This is a genomic window from Mycobacterium sp. ENV421, from assembly GCF_002887815.1.
GTDB lineage: Bacteria > Actinomycetota > Actinomycetes > Mycobacteriales > Mycobacteriaceae > Mycobacterium.
In genome coordinates this window covers 190,791-211,653 of the sequence record NZ_PDHO01000008.1, presented here as the reverse complement: position 1 = coordinate 211,653, position 20,863 = coordinate 190,791, and the positions used below count along the sequence as shown (strand labels likewise).

Below are 20,863 nucleotides of genomic sequence, written 5' to 3'. Positions count from 1 at the left end.
TTTCGCTGTTCACACGCCGATCAAATCACCGGCCCATCCACGGATTCAGGCTTAGGGGTGATGCTGGCCAGGCTGTTGCCGGTCGCGACGGTCTCGGCGATCGCGGTCTGGATTGCGGCCAGGTGCGGGTTGCGTCGCAAATAGATGGCCAGGGGTACCAGATTCTTCATCTGACGGCCTTGAGCGACCACCACCGGTTCGGTGCCGAGTGTTTCCACCAGCAGCCAGTCGGGCGTCATGGTGGCAGTTTAGCGAGGCCACCTTGGGACGATCTTGGGACGGACCGCCGGAATCCCCTGGTGGTAAACAATGAGTTGGTCTGGCTAACCGCCGCTATCCCGTTTTTCTTGCGGCCGCAATCGCGGTTCGGTACTTTTCGCCTACCCGACCTGTCGGGATGGGAACGGATCGCGTTGTCCGGCCGTTCGCCGCGGGCAGTGATGTCACGCTGTCGCAACGCCTCCAGCAGTGGGGGCACAGCGCCATCACGCTGGCGCGTGCTTGCATCGAGCGTGTCGACTGTTCGAGGGGTCGGTCGGCACACCGGTCAGGCACCGCCTGCAGCCAGCTGTGCGAGAACGAGCTTCAGGACGGCGACCGATCCGGACTTGTCCAACGGGTCATTCCCGTTGCCGCACTTGGGCGACTGCACACATGACGGGCAGCCCTGCGGGCATTCGCATGCTTCGATCGCGGCCGCGGTGGCCCCCAGCCAGGTACTGACGAGACGATAGCCGCGCTCGGCGAAACCGGCCCCTCCCGGATGCCCGTCGTAGACGAACACCGTGGGCAGGCCATCGGCCCCGACGGCGGTGGATACGCCGCCGATATCGCCGCGGTCGCAACTGGCCACCAGCGGCAGCAACCCGATCGCGGCGTGCTCGGCGGCATGCAACGAGCCCGGTATTCGCAGTTGTTCGATCCCGCTGTGCGCCAATGCTTCCGGCGTGATCGTGTACATCACGGCGGTGGTCTGCAGGCAGTGCTCGGGCATGTCCAGTTCGACGAAATCGATCACCTCGCCGGACAACCGGCGGCGAAGGTAGCCGATCACCCGGTGGGTCACCGACACCGGCACCAGACCCAGTGTCACCGGGCCGTGGTGCACGCGTTCGCCTGTCCCGGTCACCGCGATGTCGGTGACCTCCCTGGCGAATGTGGTGTAGCCGGGGTCCTCGGCGTGTACGAATGCCACGCCGTCGGAGAAGCTCAGCGAGTCGACCAGGTAGCTCTCACCCTGATGCAGATACACCGCACCGGGGTGAACGGCGGCCGGCGCCTGGCCCGCGTCGGCGCTGCCGAGCATGCGTCCGGTCCCGGCCTCGACGAGCGCGATGCTGCCCCCGGCCGAACCGCGGATGTCCACCGCCGGATGGGGATCGAGCCCGGCGGCGGGGAAGTACTTGCCGCCGCGCCGGCGCAGCAACCCGTCGTCGACCAACTCGGCTGCCACCGGTTCGGCCTCCCAGCGCCGCACTTCCGCTTCCTCCAACGGCATCTCCGTCGCCGCGCACAGCAGCTGCGGACCCACGACGTAGGGGTTCGTCGGATCGATGACCACCCGCTCAACCGGCTTGTCCAGCAACGCCTCCGGGTGGTGCACCAGGTAGGTGTCCAACGGGTCGTCACGGGCCACGAGAACCACCAGCGCACTCTGACCGCGCCGTCCCGACCGGCCGGCCTGCTGCCAGAACGACGCCACCGTCCCCGGAAAGCCCGCCAGCAGAACGGCATCGAGCCCGGCGATATCGATACCCAGCTCGAGCGCATTCGTGGTGGCCAGCCCGCGTAATTCGCCGTCGGCGAGGGCGCGCTCCAGTTCCCGGCGGTCCTCCGCGAGGTACCCGGCCCGATAGGACGCCACGGTGTCGAGCAGATGCGGGGCGATGTCCTCCAACCGGGCCCGGGCGCCCAGCGCTGTCAGCTCCGCCCCGCGCCGCGACCTGACGAAGGTCAACGTCCGCGCTCCCTCAGCAACCAGATCGGCCATCATGCGGGCTGTCTCGGCACCCGCCGAACGGCGCACCGGCGCACCGTTTTCGCCCGTCAGATCGGTCCGCAGTTCCGGCTCCCACAGCGCCACCGTGCGCGCGCCGTGCGGTGACCCGTCCTCGGTCACCGCCGTCACGGTCTGCCCGATCAACTCGGCCGCTGTCTCGCCGGGGGCCGCGGTGGTCGCGCTGGCGAAGATGACCGTCGGCCCCGGGCCCGACGCCGGGGCGTAGCGCTGGCACAGCCGCAGCAGCCGTCGCAACACCATGGCCACGTTGGAACCGAAAATGCCCCGATAGTAGTGGCATTCGTCGACGACGATGTACCGCAATCCACGCAGGTAGACCGCCCATCGGGCATGGTTGCGCAGCAACGACAGATGGATCATGTCGGGATTGGAGAACAGCCAGCGCGACCGTTCGCGGGCGAATTTCCGTACCTCGACCGGTGTGTCACCGTCGTAGGAAGTCGGTGCGACGTCGGCCAGCGCGGCCACTGCGGTGGTCAAAGAATGGGCGGTGCGCAATTGGTCATGGCCGAGCGCTTTGGTGGGGGACAAATAAAGTGCTCTGGCGCGCGGATCACGCGCCAGCGCATCCATGATCGGTAATTGGAACGCCAGCGACTTGCCCGATGCGGTACCCGTGCTGATGACGACGTGGCGGCCGGCGTGCGCGAGTTCGGCGGCTTGCACCTGATGCGACCACGGCTCGTCGATTCCGTGATCATGGAACGCGCGGAGCACATCTGGATCAACCCAGGCAGGCCAGTCCGCTCCGCTCGCCTGGCGGGCGGGAAGCTCGGCCACGTGAAGCAGCGCAGCCGGCGATGATTCGGCACCTGCGACCGCTGCGTTAAGCAGCTCGCTGCCGAAACTCACCATTTGAAATCAGCCCTTTCTAAAAGCGATCTACATCCCTGTATCGAATTGTTCATCAGTTAGTAGCACTGAGACTGTCGCAACAGCTCTGGACGTGATTGGATAAGGGCGGTCGCAGCTTCTGTGTTCGTGTGTCAACACTCGCAGGATCGACGTTGCGATCGCGGTTCCTGCGAGGGTTGTAGGTCGGGTGAGTTCCGGCGACTCCACGAAGGATGGCGGTCGGAACGGGCCCGGTCTGCCGAAAACTCGGTCGGCCGCTCCCGGTTGGAAGAGAAGGAAAGTACGAAAGATGCCACAGGGAACTGTGAAGTGGTTCAACGCCGAGAAGGGTTTCGGGTTCATTGCACCCGAGGACGGCTCTGCCGACGTGTTCGTCCACTACACGGAAATTCAGGGGTCGGGCTTCCGCACCCTTGAGGAGAACCAACGGGTCGAGTTCGAGGTCGGTCAGAGCCCCAAGGGCCCCCAGGCCACAGGCGTTCGCGCCGTCTGATCAACAGCGACATCACGAAACACCCCCGAGTCCCGGTAACGGGCATCGGGGGTGCTTTCGTTGGTGGGAGTCCCAACCAGGGCCCGCCACGCCCGCCGCCAGTCGTAGTGCTCGGGTGCGTCCCGCTCGTGTCCCACTGCCTTACTGTCGACTCGTGAGTCAGCTGTCCTTCTTCTCGGCTGAGTCGGTGCCCCCCGCGGTCGCCGACCTCACCGGGCTGCTCGCCACCACCGGACAGGTGGTGGTTGTCGGCGGAGGGGCGCGGTTGTCGGTGGTGGTCGACGACATGTGGCGGGCCGACGCGCTGGCGGAGATGATCACCGAAACCGGCCTCGCAGCCGAAATAACCCGCACCGACGAGAACAATCCGCTGGTGCGGACGGCTGTGGACGCACGGCTGGCCGGAATCGCCGCAGAATGGACCAGGGGGGCCGTCAAGACGGTGCCGCCGCAATGGCTGCCCGGATCCCGGGAGCTGCGCGCCTGGACGCTGGCAGCCGGCATTCCCGAGTCCGACCGGTACCTGCTCGGACTCGACCCGCACGCGCCCGACACTCATTCACCGCTGGCGTCGGCGTTGATGCGGGTGGGGATCGCACCCACGCTGATCGGCACTCGAGGCGCCCGGCCGGCACTGAGAATCAGCGGCCGCCGGCGGCTATCGCGCCTGGTAGAGAACGTCGGGGAACCCCCGAATCAGATCGAAGCGTTGTCATCGTGGCCTCGGATCTGAGAGATTCCCCTGCGAGGGTCGGTTTGCGTTGACCGGTCCAGAGTGCGAAATTGTCAGGTGCCCGCGGGTTTGGGGGTACCTGAGGGACAAACAGAAGTGGAGCGTAAGGGCAGTTGGCTGACGAGGGAAGCCGCCGAAGCGGCGGTGACGGACGGGGCAATGGCGCCGTTCGGCGGCTCGTCATCGTCGAGTCGCCCACCAAGGCCCGCAAGATCGCGGGTTACCTGGGCTCCAATTACATCGTGGAGTCGTCCCGGGGGCACATCCGCGACCTGCCGCGCAACGCCGCCGACGTGCCCGCCAAGTACAAAACTGAGCCCTGGGCGCGGCTGGGCGTCAACGTCGAAGACAACTTCGAGCCGCTCTACATCATCAGCCCCGAGAAGAAGAGCACGGTCACCGAGCTCAAGGGCCTGCTCAAGGATGTCGACGAGCTCTATCTGGCCACCGACGGTGACCGCGAGGGCGAGGCCATCGCCTGGCACCTGCTGGAGACGCTGAAGCCTCGCGTCCCGGTCAAGCGGATGGTCTTTCACGAGATCACCGAGCCCGCCATCCGCGCGGCCGCCGAAAACCCCCGCGACCTCGACAACGATCTGGTCGACGCGCAGGAAACCCGACGTATTCTCGACCGGCTCTACGGCTACGAAGTCAGCCCGGTGCTCTGGAAGAAGGTCGCCCCTAAGCTGTCCGCGGGCCGGGTGCAGTCCGTGGCCACCCGCATCATCGTTCAGCGCGAACGCGACCGGATGGCCTTCCGCAGCGCCTCCTACTGGGACATCATCGCCGAGCTCGACGCCAGCGTCTCGGACCCGAACGCCGCGCCGCCGCGGTTCACCGCCCGGCTGGTCAACGTCGACAGCAAGCGGGTGGCCACCGGCCGCGACTTCGACTCCCTCGGCGCGATCCGCAAGCCCGACGAGGTGGTGGTGCTCGACGAGGCGGCGGCCGGTTCGCTGGCCACCGGTTTGCGAGGCGCCGGCCTGTCGGTGGCGTCGGTGGAGGAGAAGCCCTACACCCGTAAGCCGTACCCGCCGTTCATGACCTCGACGTTGCAGCAGGAGGCGGGCCGCAAACTGCGGTTCTCTGCCGAGCGCACGATGAGCATCGCGCAGCGGCTGTACGAAAACGGCTACATCACCTATATGCGTACCGACTCGACGACACTGTCGCAGTCGGCCATTGATGCCGCGCGCAATCAGGCCCGCCAGCTTTACGGCGACGAGTACGTGCATCCCTCGCCGCGGCAGTACACCCGCAAGGTCAAGAACGCGCAGGAGGCACACGAGGCGATCCGTCCCGCCGGTGACGTCTTCGCCACCCCCGGGGCGCTGCATCGCGAACTCGACACCGACGAGTTCCGGCTCTATGAACTGATCTGGCAACGCACGGTCGCCTCGCAGATGGCCGATGCCCGCGGCACCACGTTGAGCCTGCGTATCGGCGGAACATCGTCGGACGGGCGGGAAGTCACGTTCGCTGCCAGCGGCCGCACCATCACGTTCGCCGGCTTCCTCAAGGCCTATGTCGAGACCGTCGACGAGCAGGCCGGCGGTGAGGCCGACGACGCCGAGAGCCGCTTGCCGCAGCTGCGCCAGGGTCAGCGGGTGGACGCCACCGGGCTCACGGCCGACGGTCACACCACCAATCCGCCGGCCCGCTACACCGAGGCGTCGCTGATCAAGGCGCTCGAGGAGCTCGGAATCGGCCGTCCCTCAACGTATTCCTCGATCATCAAGACGATCCAGGACCGCGGCTATGTGCACAAGAAGGGCAGCGCGCTGGTGCCGTCCTGGGTGGCGTTCGCCGTGACCGGTCTGCTCGAACAGCACTTCGGTCGGCTGGTGGATTATGACTTCACCGCCGCCATGGAGGACGAACTCGACGAGATCGCCACCGGCCAGGAGCGGCGCACCAACTGGCTGTCCAACTTCTACTTCGGCGGCGAGCACGGCGTGGCGGATTCGATCGCGCGCGCCGGCGGCCTCAAGAAGCTGGTGGGCGTCAACCTCGAAGGTATCGACGCCCGAGAAGTCAACTCCATCAAGCTCTTTGACGACGAAGAGGGCCGCCCGATCGTGGTTCGGGTGGGCAAGAACGGCCCGTACCTGGAGCGGATGATCGCCGATCCGGACAGTGCCGACGGCGAGCTCAAGCCGCAGCGGGCCAACCTCAACGACGAGATCACCCCCGACGAGCTGACCCTCGAGATGGCCGAAACCCTTTTCGCCACACCGCAAGAGGGCCGATCACTCGGCGTGGACCCGGAGTCCGGACACGAGATCGTGGCCAAAGACGGCCGATACGGCCCGTACGTCACCGAGGTGCTGCCCCCGCCGCCGGACGATGACCCCGGCGTGGGCGCCAAGAAGGGCAAGAAGCCGACCGGCCCCAAGCCGCGCACCGGTTCCCTGCTGCGCTCGATGGATCTGCAGACCATCACCCTCGACGACGCTCTGAAGCTGCTCTCACTGCCGCGGGTCGTCGGCGTGGATCCCGCCAACGGCGAGGAAATCACCGCGCAGAACGGCCGCTACGGCCCATACCTCAAGCGCGGCACCGACTCTCGCTCGCTGGCGACCGAGGATCAGATCTTCGAGATCACCCTCGAAGAGGCGTTGAAGATCTACTCCGAGCCCAAACGTCGTGGCCGTCAAGGTGCGGCCGCACCGCCGCTGCGCGAGCTGGGTGTCGATCAGGCGTCGGGCAAGCCCATGGTGATCAAGGACGGCCGCTTCGGTCCGTACGTCACCGACGGGGAAACCAACGCGAGCCTGCGCAAGGGTGACGACGTCCTGTCGATCACCGACGAGCGGGCCTCCGAGCTGCTCGCCGACCGCCGGGCTCGTGGACCGGTCAAGCGCACGGCAAAGAAGACGACGCGCAAGGCGCCGGCCAAGAAGGCCGCGAAAAAGGCCTAACCGCCTGAGCCGGTGGCCATTTCGCCGCGAGTTTCGCTGGGCAGCAAAAGGTTCACCGGCCGGGCCAGCTGCGTGGGCGCGCGGCGGCCGCGCAGCTCGACGATCTCGCCGACATTCCAGCACAGCGCCTCGGCGTCCAGGGCGCCGCTGACCGCGATCGCCGACGCCAGCACGTGTCCGTTCTCCAACTTGGCCAGCTCCGTCAATCGGGCGGCTTCGTTGACCGGGTCGCCGATCACGGTGTACTCGAACCGGGCCTGCGCGCCGATGTGCCCGGCGATCGCTCGCCCGGCCGAGACCCCGATACCGAACTCGGTCTGGCCCAGCACGCCGACCAGCTCGTCATGCAGTTCGCGGGAGGCGGCCAGCGCCGCCCCGGAGGCATCGGGGTGTTCGATGGGCGCGCCGAAGATGCACAGCGCCGCGTCGCCCTGGAACTTGTTGACGAAGCCGCCATGCTTCTTGACGGTGTCGACGACCACCCGGAAGAACTCGTTGAGCATGCTCACGACCTCGCTGGGTGGACGTGAGGCGGCCAGCTGCGTCGAGCCGACCAGGTCGACGAACAGCACCGCGACGTCGCGCTCCTGGCCGCCGAGCTCGGTGCCGCGCTCCAGGGCGCGCCGCGCGACGTCCTCACCGACGTAGCGGCCGAACAGGTCGCGCAGCCGCTGCCGTTCGCTCAGATCGCGGACCATGTCGTTGAAGCCGGCCTGTAGCAGGCCCAGCTCGCTGGCGTCATAGATCTGCATGTGGGCGTTGTAGTTGCCGCGCTGGACCTCTCCGAGCGCCCAGCGCAACTGGCGCAGCGGATCGGCGATCGACATGGCCGCGAGCACGTTGCCGGCCATCCCGACCACCAGCGCGGCGACGGCCATCAGCAGGATCGGGGTGAACAGGGAGTCGGCCGACGCCGCGAGCAGCGAGAACTTGCTGGCCACCACCGACAGGACGATCGCCAGCAGCGGCACCCCGGTGGACAGCAGCCAGGTCAGCACCAGCCGCTGGACGACGCCCGGCCGGTGGAACTTCTCCGGAACTCCGCCGCGCAGCGCGGCGACCGCCACCGGGCGCAGCACACGCTCGGATTGCAGGTAGCCGATGATCGTGGTGGCCGTGGCGCCCAGCAGCGTGGAGACCGCGAGCACCGGGGCAGCATGGCTGGCCACCGGCCAGCTGGCGGCGATGAACACCACTGCGCCCAGCACCCAGTTGGTCATGCTGATCACCGAGCGGTAGATGGGCATCCGCAGCGCCCGCAGCCGGGCCGTCTCGGTCGCGGCCGGGTCGTCCTCGGCCAGCAGCGCGTCGCGGCGTTGCCAGCGGAACACCGGAACGAGCAGCTTGAGGCTGACGAAGGCACCCACCGCGAACGAAATGAACAGGTAGCTCAGAAAGATGACCAGGTTCAACGTCGGCAGGTCCTGCAGCATGACCCGATCCGACGGCGGCAACCCGAACCGCAGGAAGCCCAGCACCAGCAGAGCGCCGATGATGTCGGCCTGCAGCATGCCCAGGGTGAACACCGGCCACGGTGTGCGCGCCACCCACCGGACGAATCCATTGATCCGCCCCGGGCTGAGTTGCGCGGTGGTCACGAACCCACCGTATCGGTACAGACCGACCGATCAGCACCTCTAGAAGCCGGTGGGCAGCGATTGTGTCGTTGCTGCGCACTAGTGTTTGAGGCGATGTCCGGAGTTTTCACGCGGTTGGTGGGCCAAAGCGCCGTGGAAGCGGAGTTGGTCGGTGCCGCTCGGGCCGCCCGGGGTGATTCCGCTCACGATGTGGCCGCCACCGGCACCATGACACACGCCTGGCTGATCACCGGTCCGCCCGGATCGGGGCGCTCGGTGGCCGCTCAGTGCTTCGCGGCGGCCCTTCAGTGCACCGCCGAGGGCACCCCCGGCTGCGGGGAGTGCCGGGCGTGCACGACGACGATGGCCGGAACCCACGGCGATGTCCGGCGGATCATCCCCGAGGGACTGTCCATCGGGGTCCACGAGATGCGCGCCATCGTCCAGATCGCGTCCCGGCGGCCCAGCACCGGCCGCTGGCAGATCGTCGTCGTGGAGGACGCCGACCGTCTCACCGAGGGTGCGGCCAACGCGCTGCTCAAGGTGGTGGAGGAACCACCGCCGTCGACGGTGTTCCTGCTGTGTGCGCCGTCGGTGGACCCGGAGGACATCGCCATCACCCTGCGGTCACGGTGCCGGCACGTCGCGCTGGTGACGCCGCCGGCCGGGGCGATCGCGCAGGTGCTGATCGACCGTGACGGGTTGTCCGCCGAGGAAGCGCACTGGGCGGCGTCGATCAGTGGCGGTCATGTCGGTCGGGCCCGGCGGCTGGCCACCGATCCCGACGCCCGCGACCGCCGGTCCCGCGCGCTGAGCCTGGCCCGCGACGCCGCCACGCCGTCGCGCGCGTATGCGGCCGCCGAGGAGTTGGTGGCCACCGCCGAGGCCGAGGCCAAGGCCCTCAATGTGGGCCGCGACGAGGCGGAGGCGGACGAACTGCGCACCGCGCTGGGAGCCGGCGGCACCGGGAAGGGGACGGCGGGGACCCTGCGCGGGTCGGCGGGTGCGATCAAGGATCTCGAGCGGCGCCAGAAGTCCCGGCAGACCCGCGCCTCGCGCGACGCCCTCGACCGTGCGCTGATCGACCTGGCGACGTATTTCCGCGATGCCCTGGTGGTGGCCAACGGCGCGGGCTCGGTGGCGCCTAATCACCCCGACATGGCCGAGCGGGTGGCGGCTCTGGCGGCGCACGCGTCCCCGGAGCGGCTGCTGCGCTGCATCGAAGCGGTGCTCGAGTGTCGCGAGGCGCTGGCGATCAACGTCAAGCCCAAGTTCGCCGTCGATGCGATGGTGGCCACCGTGGGTCAGGCACTGCGTTCGGACCTGTAGACTCACTGCTCGGTCGAGGCCGTGCCACCTTAGCTCAGTCGGTAGAGCAATTCACTCGTAATGAATAGGTCAGGAGTTCGATTCTCCTAGGTGGCTCCACTCTTTACCCGCACGACTGTGCGGATGAGTCCGCGCAATCGTGTACGTCTCTAATCGCTCGACAGCGCTGTGGCGGCGATGTTGCGGGCCGTGGCCGCCGCCGGGAACCCGGCGTAGCCGCTGGCGTGATAGATCACCTCGGCCAATTCCTCCTCGGACAGTCCGTTCTGCCGGGCGATCCGGAAGTGGGCGTCCATCTCCTCGGTGGCCCGCAGCGCGATCAGGATGCCCAGCGTCACCAGGCTCCGGTCGCGGCGACTGAGCCCCTCGCGGGCCCACAGCCGGCCGAACACGCTCTCGACACCGATATCCATCAGTTCGGGGGCGAACCCACCACCGAAGTCGACGTCCCCGTCGGGCAGTGTTCCTGGCAGCATCTCCCGGAAAACACGCAGGCCATCCTCGCGCAAGTTAGACATACAAACTACTTTGGCATACGGCCGGGATCAGTGCGGTGCCAGATACCCGACCGGGCCCGATGCCAGGCACAGCGAGAGCGCGGCGGTCGACGCCCGCACGGTCATCGCGTCGCCGGCGCCGGGCAGCCGGACGAAGACCCGGTTGAGGCCGGGGTGCACGGGCACCTTGGTGTCGGGTCCCTCGTTCAGCGACATCACCATCGAGCCGTCGCTATTGGCGAGATAGTTGATCTCGGCCGTCCAGTCCGCCGGCAGCAGCGGCCCGTCCAGCGGCATGCGAACCGGCGCGTCGGGCTGGACGAAATAGCCGCAGCCGGGCTGTGGGCCCGCGACGATCGTGCGGGTCCAGGTGACGATCGCGTCCACCAGCCGGCCGCTGCTGTCGAGCATGCGCAATTGTGTGGTGGAACCGCCGAATTCGGGCCGGTCGTGAATGAGCGCGAACATATGACTGGCCAGGTTCTCCGGGTACGCGACCCGCTGCAGAACCAGTGGGTCGACCTCCTGGTCGAGCAGTGCCGCCGACGAGGACGCCCGCGCCTGCGCCAGCGCACGGACCGCGTTCTGCAGGTAGGGCTGTGCGGGATTGTCACGCCAGCTCGTCAGGAACGTCGACGTCGAATACACGCTGCTGACCACGAATGCCAGCGCGACCGCCGACACCGTTGCGGTGCGGGCGCGCGAGGCGTCCAGCCATCGGGTGTCACGGTTCGGCGCGCAGAACGCCACTGCCGCAAGCAATGTCAACACAATGACCAGATCGGGGAAGTACCGCAGGGTCTGGGCCAGTTCCAGGGCGGTGAACTTCGACGAGCGCAGCAGATAGATCGGGATCTGACAGGCCACCGCGTATCCGACCGCAACCAACCAGACAACGCCGATTCGCCGCTTACGCAACAGCGAGACGACCACGACCGCGACCAGCACCAGCCAGCCCAGGATCATCACCGACACCGGCGGCACCGCCCACGGCGAGGCCGGCGCCCACCGCTGCCACTGCCACGGGCCGCCGGCCAGGCCCGGCACGATCCCATGAGTGATCGAGCGGGACAACAGATCCCACGTCATCGCCAGATCGGAGCTCCAGCGCCGGTGATCGACGACGGTCAGATAGACGGCCACCCACACCGCCGTCACCGCCAGCGCGGGCGTCCACAGCGCGACGCCGCGATGCCACACCGTGCGCAGCGCTGCGCTGCCGCCCTGGACGTGATAGAGCAGGGCGGCTACCGCGAACGCGACGAACGGGATCACGGCCGCCTTCTCGAAGAACAACAGGCCGCCCAAGAACACCAGGACCGCGGTGATCGCATACCGTCGATTCCCGGTGCGCACCAGCAGGATTGCGTCGGCACACACCCAAGCCATCGCGGCGAGCATCGGTAGCGAGTTCAGCGCGGCCGCCCACCACGCGAATCCGGGCACACCCAGCGGGCTGAACAAGGCAAACGTCAACGGAATCAACAACACCGGTCGCCAGCCGAGGATCACGTGCAACGCACGCAGCAGCGACAGCGACACCAGCAGCTGCAGTACCACCAGGCTGGCCGCCGGCCACGCCCACACCAGCGGGGCCAGCCGGGTGATCACCCCGGCCACCAGAAACGCTCCCGGCATGACGTGCCCGTCGTGATCGTCGAACAGATACGACGTCGACAACAGGTCCTGAGTGCCGGCCCGGCCCACCAGGATCAGGTCATCCCAGTAGAAGTAACCGCCGAACGCCAGGATCGCCCGGACCACCAGTTGAACGGCAATCAGGGCGACGGCCGCGGCAGCCACCGGTGGCATGCGCGCCACCCGGGTCGGAACTGCCATCGCGTCGACTGTACTCACCTGTCGGTAGGGTGACCGACATGCAGGTACTGGTCACGGGCGCGGCCGGCTTCATCGGTTCGACGCTGGTCGACCGCCTGCTCGCCGACGGGCACACCGTCGTCGGGCTCGACGATCTGAGCCGCGGAAGCAGCGCCAACCTGGCGGCGGCGAGCACCGGCGGCAGGTTCGAGTTCATCGAGGCCGACATCGCCGGCGCGGACCTGATCGGCCTGTTCGACAGGCACAAGCCCGAGGTCGTCCACCACCTGGCCGCGCAGATCGACGTGCGCCGCTCGGTGGAAGAGCCGCAATTCGACGCGGAGGTCAACGTCGTCGGCACGGTGCGGCTGGCCGAGGCGGCCAGGCGCTCCGGTGTCCGCAAGGTCGTGCACGCCTCCTCGGGCGGATCGATCTACGGCGTGCCGACGAACTTCCCCACCAACGAAACCGCCCCGGTCGACCCCGCGTCGCCCTACGCGGCAAGCAAGGTGGCCGGCGAGCTCTACCTCAACGCCTTCCGCCACCTCTACGGCGTGGACTGCTCGTTCATCGCGCCGTCGAATGTCTATGGCCCGCGCCAAGACCCGCACGGCGAGGCCGGCGTCGTCGCGATCTTCGTCAACGCGCTGCTGGCCGGCCTGCCCACCCGGGTCTACGGCGACGGCTCCAACACCCGCGACTACGTCTTCGTCGACGACGTCGTCGACGCCTTCGTCCGGGCCGCAGGAACCGGCGGGTGCGGGCAGCGGTTCAACATCGGCACCGGCGTGGAAACCAGCGACCGTCAACTTCACTCGGTGGTGGCCAAGGTGATCGGAGTGGCCGACGACCCGGAGTTCGCCCCGGCGCGGCTCGGCGATGTGAAGCGGTCCTGCCTGGACGTCCGCAAAGCGGAGATGGTGCTGGGCTGGCAGCCGCGGGTGCGCCTCGAAGAAGGCATCGCCCGCACCGTGGACTACTTCCGGGGCTAGTGCTCCGGGGTGCGCGCCCCCTCCAGGGCGACCGCACGGGCCAGGCGGGCGTACTTCAGCTCGAGTTCCTTGAACCGCAGATACGTGCTCAACGTGGTGAACACGAACGCGATGATCAGCGAATAGGTGATCAGGTCCGCGCCACGGCGAACCCCCAGGAAGTTGGCCAGCACCGTGGTGTCATCCGGGCGAAGGATGGCGTAGATCGCCAGCACCACGAACAGCACGTAGCCGACCTTCACCCAGGCTTTGGCCTTCGCGTTGGTGCGGGACCGCAGCAGGTAGACCAGCAGTGCGATCACCGCCGCGATCAGCAGGACCTGGATCCAGTTCATCGGCGCATCCTTCCGCGCAGAAACCCGTCGAAGACGATGTTCACCCCGTTGAGCAGCGGTTGACCCTTGGACATCGAGTAGTCGGTGTAGAGAATCTCGACCGGCTCTTCGGTTACCCGCCAATGGTTTTCGGCGATCAGGGTGATGAACTCCCCGGCGTGGCTCATCCCGTTCATCGTCAGATTGAGGTTGTCGGCCACGGTCTTGTTGAACACGCGCAGCCCGTTGTGCGAGTCGGTCAGATGCAGCCGGTGGCTGCTGGGGCTCAGCACGGCCGCCGCGCGCAGGATCACCCGTTTGAGCGGCGGTGTGTGGCTGACGGTGGTGCCGGCGAAACGGGTGCCGATCACGATGTCGACGTCGCCCTTGGACAGCCGCTCGATCATGGCGAGGACGTCCTTGACGCGGTGCTGGCCGTCGGCGTCGAAGGTGACGAACACCGCTGCGCCGGGCTGGCGGCGGGCGTACTCGACCCCGGTCTGGATGGCCGCGCCCTGCCCCAGATTCACGGGGTGGCGGACCACGTGGGCGCCCGCCCGCCAGGCGATGTCGGCGGTGCCGTCCTTGCTGCCGTCGTCGACGCAGACCACGTGGTCGAAGACTTGGCGCAGGTCCGCGATGACGTCGGCGATGACCTGCGCCTCGTTGAACGCCGGAACGATGATCCAGGCGTCGGGGTAGGACGTGTCGATGTCCACAAGGTACACGCCGAGAACTGTGGCTTCAGCGTGCGGCGCGGCCCAGCGCGGCCAGGTGGACGACGATGCCGACCAGCGGTCCGCACAGCAGGGCCACCACGGTGCGATCGGTCAGGCCCATGGGCAGGCTCAACAGGGCTGCGGAGACGACGGTGGCCCCGACCCAGCCGATCGAGTAAGCCCGGTGCAGGCCGGCGGCGACGGTCGCGGCCCCGGTTACGGTCAGCAGTGCGATCGCCACCGCGCCGGCGGTCAGCCAGGCCAGCAGGAGTCCGCCCGGGCCGTACTCGTCGCCGAACGCCACCCGGATCAGCCACGGCCCGAGCAGTCCGGCGGCCACCACCCCCACGGCACCGAGCACCAGGACCACCGCCGCCGGCGCGATCAGCGACCTGAGCCGGTGGCCGCGGTGGTCGACGAAGTGTGCGATCAGGTTGCCCTGCATCGCCGTGAGCGGAACCAGCAGGGGAGCGCGGGTCAGCGTCACCGCCAGGATCACCACGCCGCCGGCCGCGCCGAGGTCGCCGCCGGAGGTCGCCTTCAGCAGCACCGGGAAGCCCATCACGAGGATGGCGCTGGCGCCCGCGGCGGCGATCGAGTGTCCGGCCCCGCGCAGGAAGGTGGCGGTACTGCCGGGAGTGCGCAGCCCGGCCGCGGTCCGCGCACCCGGTGACACCGACAGCAGCAGCAGCCATCCGATCGCACCGGCGACCGTCGCCCACAAGAAGCCGTCCAACCCCCAGCCCACCGCGAAGGCCGCCACCGCGACCACCACCCGCATGATGGCGTCGGTGACCATCAGCGCCCCGTAACCACCCCACCGGCCGGTACCGGCGAGCAGACCCAAAAGTGTTGCGTGAATGCAGAATCCGGCCAGACCAACGCTCAGCAGCACCACCGATAGCGGCCGGGACACGCTGAACACGTGCGGCGCCCAGAGGAACGAGGTGCCGGCCATGACAAGGGCGGACACCACGCCGACCGCCGTCGCGATCCGCATCGGGTGCGTTCGGGGTCCCTCGGCGATCTCGACATAACCTGCGGAGCGGACCTCCCGGGTGGCCTCCTGCAGCAGTCCGTACGCCGCGCCGCCGACCAAACCGAACGCACCCCAGAACACCCCGAACACCGAGAAGCCGGCCGGGTCCAGCGCGCGGGCGGCCAGGTAAAGGACCGCGTATCCGCACACCGCCGAGATCGCCGTGGCCGCGCCGACTCTGGCCACACTGCTGCGGGTGATCGCCCCGGTGCCGCTGATCTGGTCAGCACCGGTGGCGCTAAGCGCCTCGAACGAGGCACCCGCGTCGGTCACAGCCGCGGCACCTCGGTGGAATACAGCCAGGCATCCCACAGCGGACGCAGCGAGACATCGGCGTAGTTGGCGGCAAGACCGGTGAAGTCGTCGGTCACCACCGTGCTGTGCTGGTGGCGGCTGGTCCAATCACGCAGCAGCGCAAAGAATTTCTCGTCGCCGAGGGTGCCGCGCAGCACGTGCAGGGTGAGCGCACCGCGCTTGTAGACCCGGTCGTCGAACATATCCCGCGGCCCGGGATCGGCCAGCAACAGGTTCTGCGGCGAGGACGCCAGCTTGGCGTGATAGTGGCGGGCCCACTGATCGGCGGAGCGTCCGCCGGAGTTCTCCGACCACAGCCATTCGGCGTAGCAGGCGAATCCCTCGTGCAACCAGATGTCGCGCCAGCGCCGCGCGGTCACGCTGTTGCCGAACCACTGATGGGCCAACTCGTGGGCGATCAGCCGTTCGGCGCCGCGCTTGCCGTCACAGTGGTTGGCGCCGAAGATCGAGATACCTTGTGCTTCAAGCGGTATCTCCAGATCGTCATCAGTCACCACAACGGTGTAGCCGTTGCTCAACGGGTACGGGCCGAACAGCTTGACGAACAACTTCATCATCTGCGGCTGACGGCCGAAGTCCTGGTCGAACTCGGGACGCAGCCGGTCGGGCAGCACCGCCTGCATCGGCACCTGGGATTTGGGCAGCTTGTGGGCGCCGTACATGCCGATCTGCAGGGTGATCAGATAGGTCGAGGTCGGCTCCGGCTGTTCGTAGGTCCACACCGTGTGGGCGGCCCGAACGCGCCGCGAGACCAGTTCACCGTTGGCCACCGCACGGTAGGGGCTATCGGTGCTGATCTGGATCCGGTAGCTGGCCTTGGCGCTGGGATGGTCGTCGCACGGGAACCACGACGCTGCGCCGTTCGGCTGGCCGGCCACCAGTGCGCCGTTGGACAACTCCTCGAAACCGACTTCACCCCAATAACTTCGAATCGGTCGGGGGTTGCCGCCGTAGCGCACGCTGATCGACATCGCCGCACCGGCGGGCAACGGCGTGGACAGGGTGATGTGCAGCTTGCCGTTGGATGCGGAGAAGTTCGACGGTCGACGGCCGTTGACCGTCACCTTCGACACCGACAGGGCGGCGGACAGATCCAGTGTGAACGTCTTCAGGGACGCCAGCGTCGCCGCGGTGATGGTGGCGGTACCGGTCAGCCGGTTGATCGCGACCTTGTACTCCAGGTCCAGTTCGTAGCGTGACACCCGATAGCCGAAGTTGCCGTTGTTCGGCAGATACGGATCGATGACCGGTGGGCCGCCTTTCTTGGCGGCCTTCTTGGCGGGTTGTTTCACGCGGCGCTGTCCTCGGCTTTGCGCGCATCGTTGCGGGTCTTCTTCCTCGAAACGAGCCACGGCGCAATCGGATTGCCCTGCCAGCGGGTTGACGGCGGTACCTCGTCGCCGCGCATCACCAGCGATGCCGGGCCGACGGTGGCGCCTGCGCCGAGCCTGGCGGCGGGCAACGCCACGCAGTGCGGGCCCAGTGTGGCACCCTCGTCGAGCACGACGGTGTCCATCCGCATGATCCGATCATGGAACAGGTGCGTCTGCACCACGCACCCGCGGTTGACGGTGCTGGCGCGCTGCAGTGTCACCAGGTCGGCTTCCGGAAGCCAGTACGTCTCACACCAGACGCCCCGGCCGATCTTGGCGCCCAGCGCCCGCAGCCAGAGGTTCATCACGGGGGTGCCGCTGGCGGCGCGGGCGAACCACGGCGCCGCCACCGTCTCCACGAACGTGTCTGACACCTCGTTACGCCACACGAACGACGACCAGAGGGGCTGCTCGTCGGCCGGAATACGGCCCACCACAAGCCATTTGGCGGCCACCGCGGTGCCGCCCGCGACTGCGCCCGCGATCAGCAACACGACGCCGCCGGCCAGCGCGGCGAGGGCGTAGCCGAATTCGAGCGCCAAGGCCTGCAGCGCGGCCAGCACCGCCACTCCGATCGCGAAGGTGACCATCACCGGGAACAGTCGGCAGGTTTCGACCGCGGCGCGCATCACCTTCAATCGCATCGGCGGGCTGAAGGTCAGTGATGCGTCGCCTTCGTCGGCGCGGCGGCGCAACCGGATCGGCGGACTCCCCAGCCACGACGAACCGGCTTTCGCCTTGTGCGGGGCGGCTGAAAGCACCGCCACCAGGCCGTCGTCGGGCACGCGTCGGCCCGGCTGGGTGATGCCGGAGTTGCCGAGGAAGGCGCGCTTGCCGACGGTGGCCTTGGCGACGTGGATCCAGCCGCCGCCCAGTTCGTAGGAGGCCACCATGGTGTCGTCGGCCAGAAATGCGCCGTCTTCTACGACGGTGAACTTCGGGGTCAGCAGCGCGGTCGAAATCTCGGTGTTGCGGCCCACTTTCGCGCCGAGCGCCCGCAGCCACCACGGGGTGAGCAGGCTGGCGTAGACGGGGAACAGGTAGTTGCGGGCGGCATCCATCAGCCGTTCGGTGGTCCACAGCTGCCAGCCCACCCGGCTGCGTACCGGGTGATAGCCCTCGCGCAGCCCGATCGCGAGAATCCGCACCGCCACGACCGTGGACGCCGCGTACACCACCAGGGCGACCAGCGCGGCCACCGGAATCCACGGCGCCGCCGCGGCCAGGGCCGAACCCAGCGTCGCACTGTGCCGAGCCGGCCAGACCAGCACACCCAACCCGATCGCCAGCGCCAGCAGCGGCACCGCGCCGAGGAGCATGGACGTCACACCGTAGACGGCCACCCACAGGGCGGCACGCGGCGGCCGGTGCTCCGGCCAGGGATGGCGGGCCTTGCCGGACTTCACCGCCGGCGAACCCTTCCAGTACTGCCCGTTTTTCACCTTGCCGACCACGCCCGAGCCGGGCGCAACGTCGGCGTCTTTTCCGACGACGGCACCCGGGAACAGCGTGGTGCGTGCCCCGATGCTGGCGTCGTTGCCGACGCTGATCGGGCCGACGTGGAAGAGGTCGCCGTCGATCCAATGCCCGGTCAGGTCGACCTCCGGTTCGATGGAAACCCGGTGGCCGAGCGTGAGCATGCCGGTCACCGGGGGCGCCGAATGCAGATCCACGCCTTTGCCGATCCTGTTACCCAGCGCTCGTGCGTAGTACACCAGCCAGGGCGCACCCGCGAGGTTCTCGGCGCCGCTGGCGTCGGCCAGCCGTTCGGCCAGCCACACCCGCAGGTGTTCGGATCCGCCCCGCCGATAGGTGCCAGGCTCCAGCCCGGACAGCAGGGTCCGCGCGCCCAGCACAGCGATGCCCATCCGGCCGATCGGGGTGATGAACAGGACGAAGGCCACCGCCACCAGCCACCAGTTGAGCGGTGCCAGCCACGGCAGCGGATGCACAGCGGCGGCCACGTTGTTGATCAGCGCCAGCCACGTCACCCATTGCAGCCCGGTCAGCGTGGCAAGCGGCACCGACAGCAACACCTGGGCCGCCTGCGTCGACACCGGCGTCGGCGTGACGTGGCGTGGGGTGACCGCGGCCGCCGGCTTCTGTTCGTCGAGGAATTCGGCCAGCGACCCCAGCCGGGGGTGGTCGTAGAGCTGGGCGACGGTCAGCTGTGGATAGCGCTCACGCAGCGCGGCCACCAGCTGAGCCGCCGACAGCGAGCCGCCGCCGAGCGCGAAGAAGTCCGCCTCCGGGCCGTCCACCACGGCGCCGAGGACGTCCCGCCACAACCCGGCCAGCCAGCCCATGGTGCCGCCCAGGTCGGGTTCGGAGTCCTGATAGCCCGGCGGCGGCCACGGCAGCGCGTTGCGATCGACCTTGCCCGAGGTCCGGGTCGGCAGCTCGTCGAGCAGCACCAGGCGCGGCACCAGCGCGGCGGGCAGGGCCTCGGCCAGGTGGGTCCGGGCCGCGGCGAGGTCGAAATCGGGGTTGGCGCTGGAGATGTAGCCGACGAGCATCGGAGTGCCGCTGGCGGTGCGCCGCACCGCTGCCGCTGCGCCGCTGACGCCGGGCAGGTTCACCAGCGCCGAGTCGACCTCACCGAGTTCGATGCGGCGTCCGCCGACCTTGACCTGGTCGTCGGCGCGACCCTGGAAATACAGTCCGTCGGCCTCCAGCCGGACGAGGTCGCCGCTGCGGTAGGCCCGTGCCCACTCCAGTGACGGCATCGGCGCGTACTTCTCGGCGTCTTTCTCCGGGTCCAGGTAGCGGGCCAGGCCGACGCCGCCGATCACCAGCTCGCCCACCTCGCCGAGAGCGACCGGGGCACCGGTGGAGTCGACCACCGCCAGGTCCCAGCCCGGCAGCGGGCGCCCGATGCTGACCGGGCTGCGGCCGTCGAGGCGGGCGGCGCTGGCCACCACGGTTGCCTCGGTCGGGCCGTAGGTGTTCCACACCTCGCGGCCTTCGACCGCGAGCCGTTCGGCCAACTCGGGCGGGCAGGCTTCGCCGCCGAAGATCAGCAGCCGCACCGCTTCCAGCGCCTCGGCCGGCCAGAGCGACGCCAGCGTCGGCACCGTGGACACCACGGTGATGTCCCGCGCCACCAGCCACGGCCCGAGGTCCATGCCGCTGCGCACCAGGGCGCGAGGCGCAGGCACCAGACATGCGCCGTACCGCCAGGCCAGCCACATCTCTTCGCACGAGGCGTCGAACGCCACCGACAAACCGGCCAGCACCCGGTCGGCGGGTCCGATCGGGTTGCTCTGCAGGAACATTCGCGCCTCGGCGTCGACGAACGCCGCCGCGTTGCGGTGGGTGACCGCGACACCCTTGGGGGTTCCGGTGGATCCCGAGGTGAAGATGATCCACGCGTCGTCGCGACCCAGTGGGGCCGTCGCCCGCCATCCGCGCGACGAACCCGGCCCGCGGGTCAGGCCGGCCTCGGTGATGACGGCGACCACGCCGGCCTCATTGAACACCAGCTCGGCGCGCTCGTCGGGGTCATCGGCGTCGACCGGGACGTAGGCCGCACCGGCGGCCAGCGTGGAGAGGATCGCGACGTAGAGGGCGTAACTGCCGGACGGCATCCGGATGCCGATCCGGTCGCCGCGGCCGATGCCGCGGGCGGCCAGCCAGTCGACGCTCTCCTCGATGTCGGCGATCAGCTCGGCGTAGGTCAGCTGCACCGTGCCGTCGTCGATGGCGGCGGCCTCGGGGTACCGATTGGCGGTGTCGTAGAGGATGTCGATAAGGGTGCGCGGGGCCGGTGCCTGCTCCGACAACAGGTATTGCGGGGGAATTTCCGGCGTCGCCACGACGAGGATCCTAGGCCGCCTCGTCGACATCGCGGTGCCGGACGCGGCCGGTG

14 protein-coding genes, 1 tRNA gene and 1 pseudogene are annotated in these 20,863 nt (G+C 68.5%); 6 read left to right on the top strand and 10 right to left on the bottom strand.

What is annotated here, in order from left to right; all coding sequences use genetic code 11:
* Positions 1–38: 38 nt before the first annotated feature.
* Together CRM90_RS13130 and CRM90_RS13125 are read right to left on the bottom strand one after the other, a co-directional pair.
* Positions 39–239 (bottom strand): annotated as a pseudogene (locus CRM90_RS13130) (GAF domain-containing protein); the annotation flags it as partial.
* A gap of 308 nt (positions 240–547) precedes the next feature.
* Positions 548–2,875 carry a DEAD/DEAH box helicase gene (locus CRM90_RS13125; RefSeq protein ID WP_102807377.1) on the bottom strand — a complete coding sequence of 776 codons (2,328 nt, stop codon included), beginning with the start codon at positions 2,873–2,875 and terminating at the stop codon, positions 548–550.
* Positions 2,876–3,164: 289 nt separating this feature from the next.
* Between CRM90_RS13125 and CRM90_RS13120 the strand changes: the two genes are divergently transcribed.
* The 3 genes from CRM90_RS13120 (at position 3,165) to topA (ending at position 7,022) form a co-directional block, all read left to right on the top strand.
* A complete protein-coding gene (locus CRM90_RS13120) occupies positions 3,165–3,368 on the top strand; it encodes a cold-shock protein (protein WP_005138711.1) in 204 nt (67 codons plus the stop codon).
* A gap of 154 nt (positions 3,369–3,522) precedes the next feature.
* Positions 3,523–4,101 carry a hypothetical protein gene (locus CRM90_RS13115; protein WP_102807376.1) on the top strand — a complete coding sequence of 193 codons (579 nt, stop codon included), beginning with the start codon at positions 3,523–3,525 and terminating at the stop codon, positions 4,099–4,101.
* A gap of 113 nt (positions 4,102–4,214) precedes the next feature.
* Complete coding sequence (gene topA / locus CRM90_RS13110; protein WP_102807375.1) at positions 4,215–7,022, top strand: type I DNA topoisomerase; 2,808 nt, start codon at positions 4,215–4,217, stop codon at positions 7,020–7,022.
* Here the strand turns inward: topA and CRM90_RS13105 are convergent.
* A complete protein-coding gene (locus CRM90_RS13105) occupies positions 7,019–8,641 on the bottom strand; it encodes an adenylate/guanylate cyclase domain-containing protein (RefSeq protein ID WP_199189888.1) in 1,623 nt (540 codons plus the stop codon). The two genes, topA and CRM90_RS13105, sit on opposite strands and share 4 nt — an antisense overlap.
* A 72-nt stretch (positions 8,642–8,713) precedes the next feature.
* On the opposite strand from CRM90_RS13105, the gene CRM90_RS13100 reads away from it, so the two are divergent.
* Positions 8,714–9,928, top strand: a complete 1,215-nt coding sequence (locus CRM90_RS13100) for a DNA polymerase III subunit delta' (protein ID WP_102807373.1) — start codon at positions 8,714–8,716, stop codon at positions 9,926–9,928.
* A 23-nt stretch (positions 9,929–9,951) separates the two neighbouring features.
* Positions 9,952–10,027, top strand: a tRNA-Thr gene (locus tag CRM90_RS13095).
* Positions 10,028–10,077: 50 nt separating this feature from the next.
* On the opposite strand, the gene CRM90_RS13090 is transcribed toward CRM90_RS13095, so the two are convergent.
* Together CRM90_RS13090 and CRM90_RS13085 are read right to left on the bottom strand one after the other, a co-directional pair.
* A complete protein-coding gene (locus tag CRM90_RS13090) occupies positions 10,078–10,446 on the bottom strand; it encodes a carboxymuconolactone decarboxylase family protein (protein WP_102807372.1) in 369 nt (122 codons plus the stop codon).
* 27 nt (positions 10,447–10,473) lie between these two features.
* The gene (locus tag CRM90_RS13085) at positions 10,474–12,264 is read right to left on the bottom strand and encodes a hypothetical protein (RefSeq protein ID WP_102807371.1); all 1,791 of its coding nucleotides are present in this window, start codon (positions 12,262–12,264) and stop codon (positions 10,474–10,476) included.
* Between the two features lie 38 nt (positions 12,265–12,302).
* Between CRM90_RS13085 and CRM90_RS13080 the strand changes: the two genes are divergently transcribed.
* Positions 12,303–13,235 (top strand): NAD-dependent epimerase/dehydratase family protein, encoded by a 933-nt coding sequence (locus tag CRM90_RS13080; protein ID WP_102807400.1) that lies wholly within the window; start codon positions 12,303–12,305, stop codon positions 13,233–13,235.
* On the opposite strand, the gene CRM90_RS13075 is transcribed toward CRM90_RS13080, so the two are convergent.
* The 5 genes from CRM90_RS13075 to CRM90_RS13055 are packed head-to-tail and all read right to left on the bottom strand — an operon-like array spanning position 13,232 to position 20,840.
* Positions 13,232–13,570, bottom strand: coding sequence for a DUF2304 domain-containing protein (locus CRM90_RS13075; RefSeq protein ID WP_102807370.1), 339 nt, complete (start codon positions 13,568–13,570; stop codon positions 13,232–13,234). The genes CRM90_RS13080 and CRM90_RS13075 overlap by 4 nt on opposite strands.
* Entirely contained in the window at positions 13,567–14,268 is a 702-nt protein-coding gene (gene ppgS / locus CRM90_RS13070; protein ID WP_102807369.1) for a polyprenyl-phospho-N-acetylgalactosaminyl synthase PpgS, read from the bottom strand. The genes CRM90_RS13075 and ppgS overlap by 4 nt, the downstream gene beginning before the upstream one ends.
* A gap of 25 nt (positions 14,269–14,293) precedes the next feature.
* Entirely contained in the window at positions 14,294–15,580 is a 1,287-nt protein-coding gene (locus CRM90_RS13065) for a polysaccharide biosynthesis protein (RefSeq protein ID WP_370507841.1), read from the bottom strand.
* The gene (locus CRM90_RS13060) at positions 15,577–16,914 is read right to left on the bottom strand and encodes a M1 family metallopeptidase (protein ID WP_102807368.1); all 1,338 of its coding nucleotides are present in this window, start codon (positions 16,912–16,914) and stop codon (positions 15,577–15,579) included. Before CRM90_RS13060 ends, CRM90_RS13065 begins: the two co-directional genes overlap by 4 nt.
* Positions 16,911–20,840, bottom strand: a complete 3,930-nt coding sequence (locus CRM90_RS13055) for a Pls/PosA family non-ribosomal peptide synthetase (RefSeq protein ID WP_102807398.1) — start codon at positions 20,838–20,840, stop codon at positions 16,911–16,913. The genes CRM90_RS13060 and CRM90_RS13055 overlap by 4 nt, the downstream gene beginning before the upstream one ends.
* Between the last annotated feature and the right edge of the window lie 23 nt (positions 20,841–20,863).

Bases quoted from the DNA above. Each gene is read 5' to 3' on its own strand.
- CRM90_RS13125 (WP_102807377.1), bottom strand. From the start codon at position 2,875: ATGGTGAGTTTCGGCAGCGAGCTGCTTAACGCAGCGGTCGCAGGTGCC.
- CRM90_RS13120 (WP_005138711.1), top strand. From the start codon at position 3,165: ATGCCACAGGGAACTGTGAAGTGGTTCAACGCCGAGAAGGGTTTCGGG.
- CRM90_RS13100 (WP_102807373.1), top strand. From the start codon at position 8,714: ATGTCCGGAGTTTTCACGCGGTTGGTGGGCCAAAGCGCCGTGGAAGCG.
- CRM90_RS13090 (WP_102807372.1), bottom strand. From the start codon at position 10,446: ATGTCTAACTTGCGCGAGGATGGCCTGCGTGTTTTCCGGGAGATGCTG.
- CRM90_RS13085 (WP_102807371.1), bottom strand. From the start codon at position 12,264: ATGGCAGTTCCGACCCGGGTGGCGCGCATGCCACCGGTGGCTGCCGCG.
- CRM90_RS13080 (WP_102807400.1), top strand. From the start codon at position 12,303: ATGCAGGTACTGGTCACGGGCGCGGCCGGCTTCATCGGTTCGACGCTG.
- CRM90_RS13075 (WP_102807370.1), bottom strand. From the start codon at position 13,570: ATGAACTGGATCCAGGTCCTGCTGATCGCGGCGGTGATCGCACTGCTG.
- CRM90_RS13055 (WP_102807398.1), bottom strand. From the start codon at position 20,840: ATGTCGACGAGGCGGCCTAGGATCCTCGTCGTGGCGACGCCGGAAATT.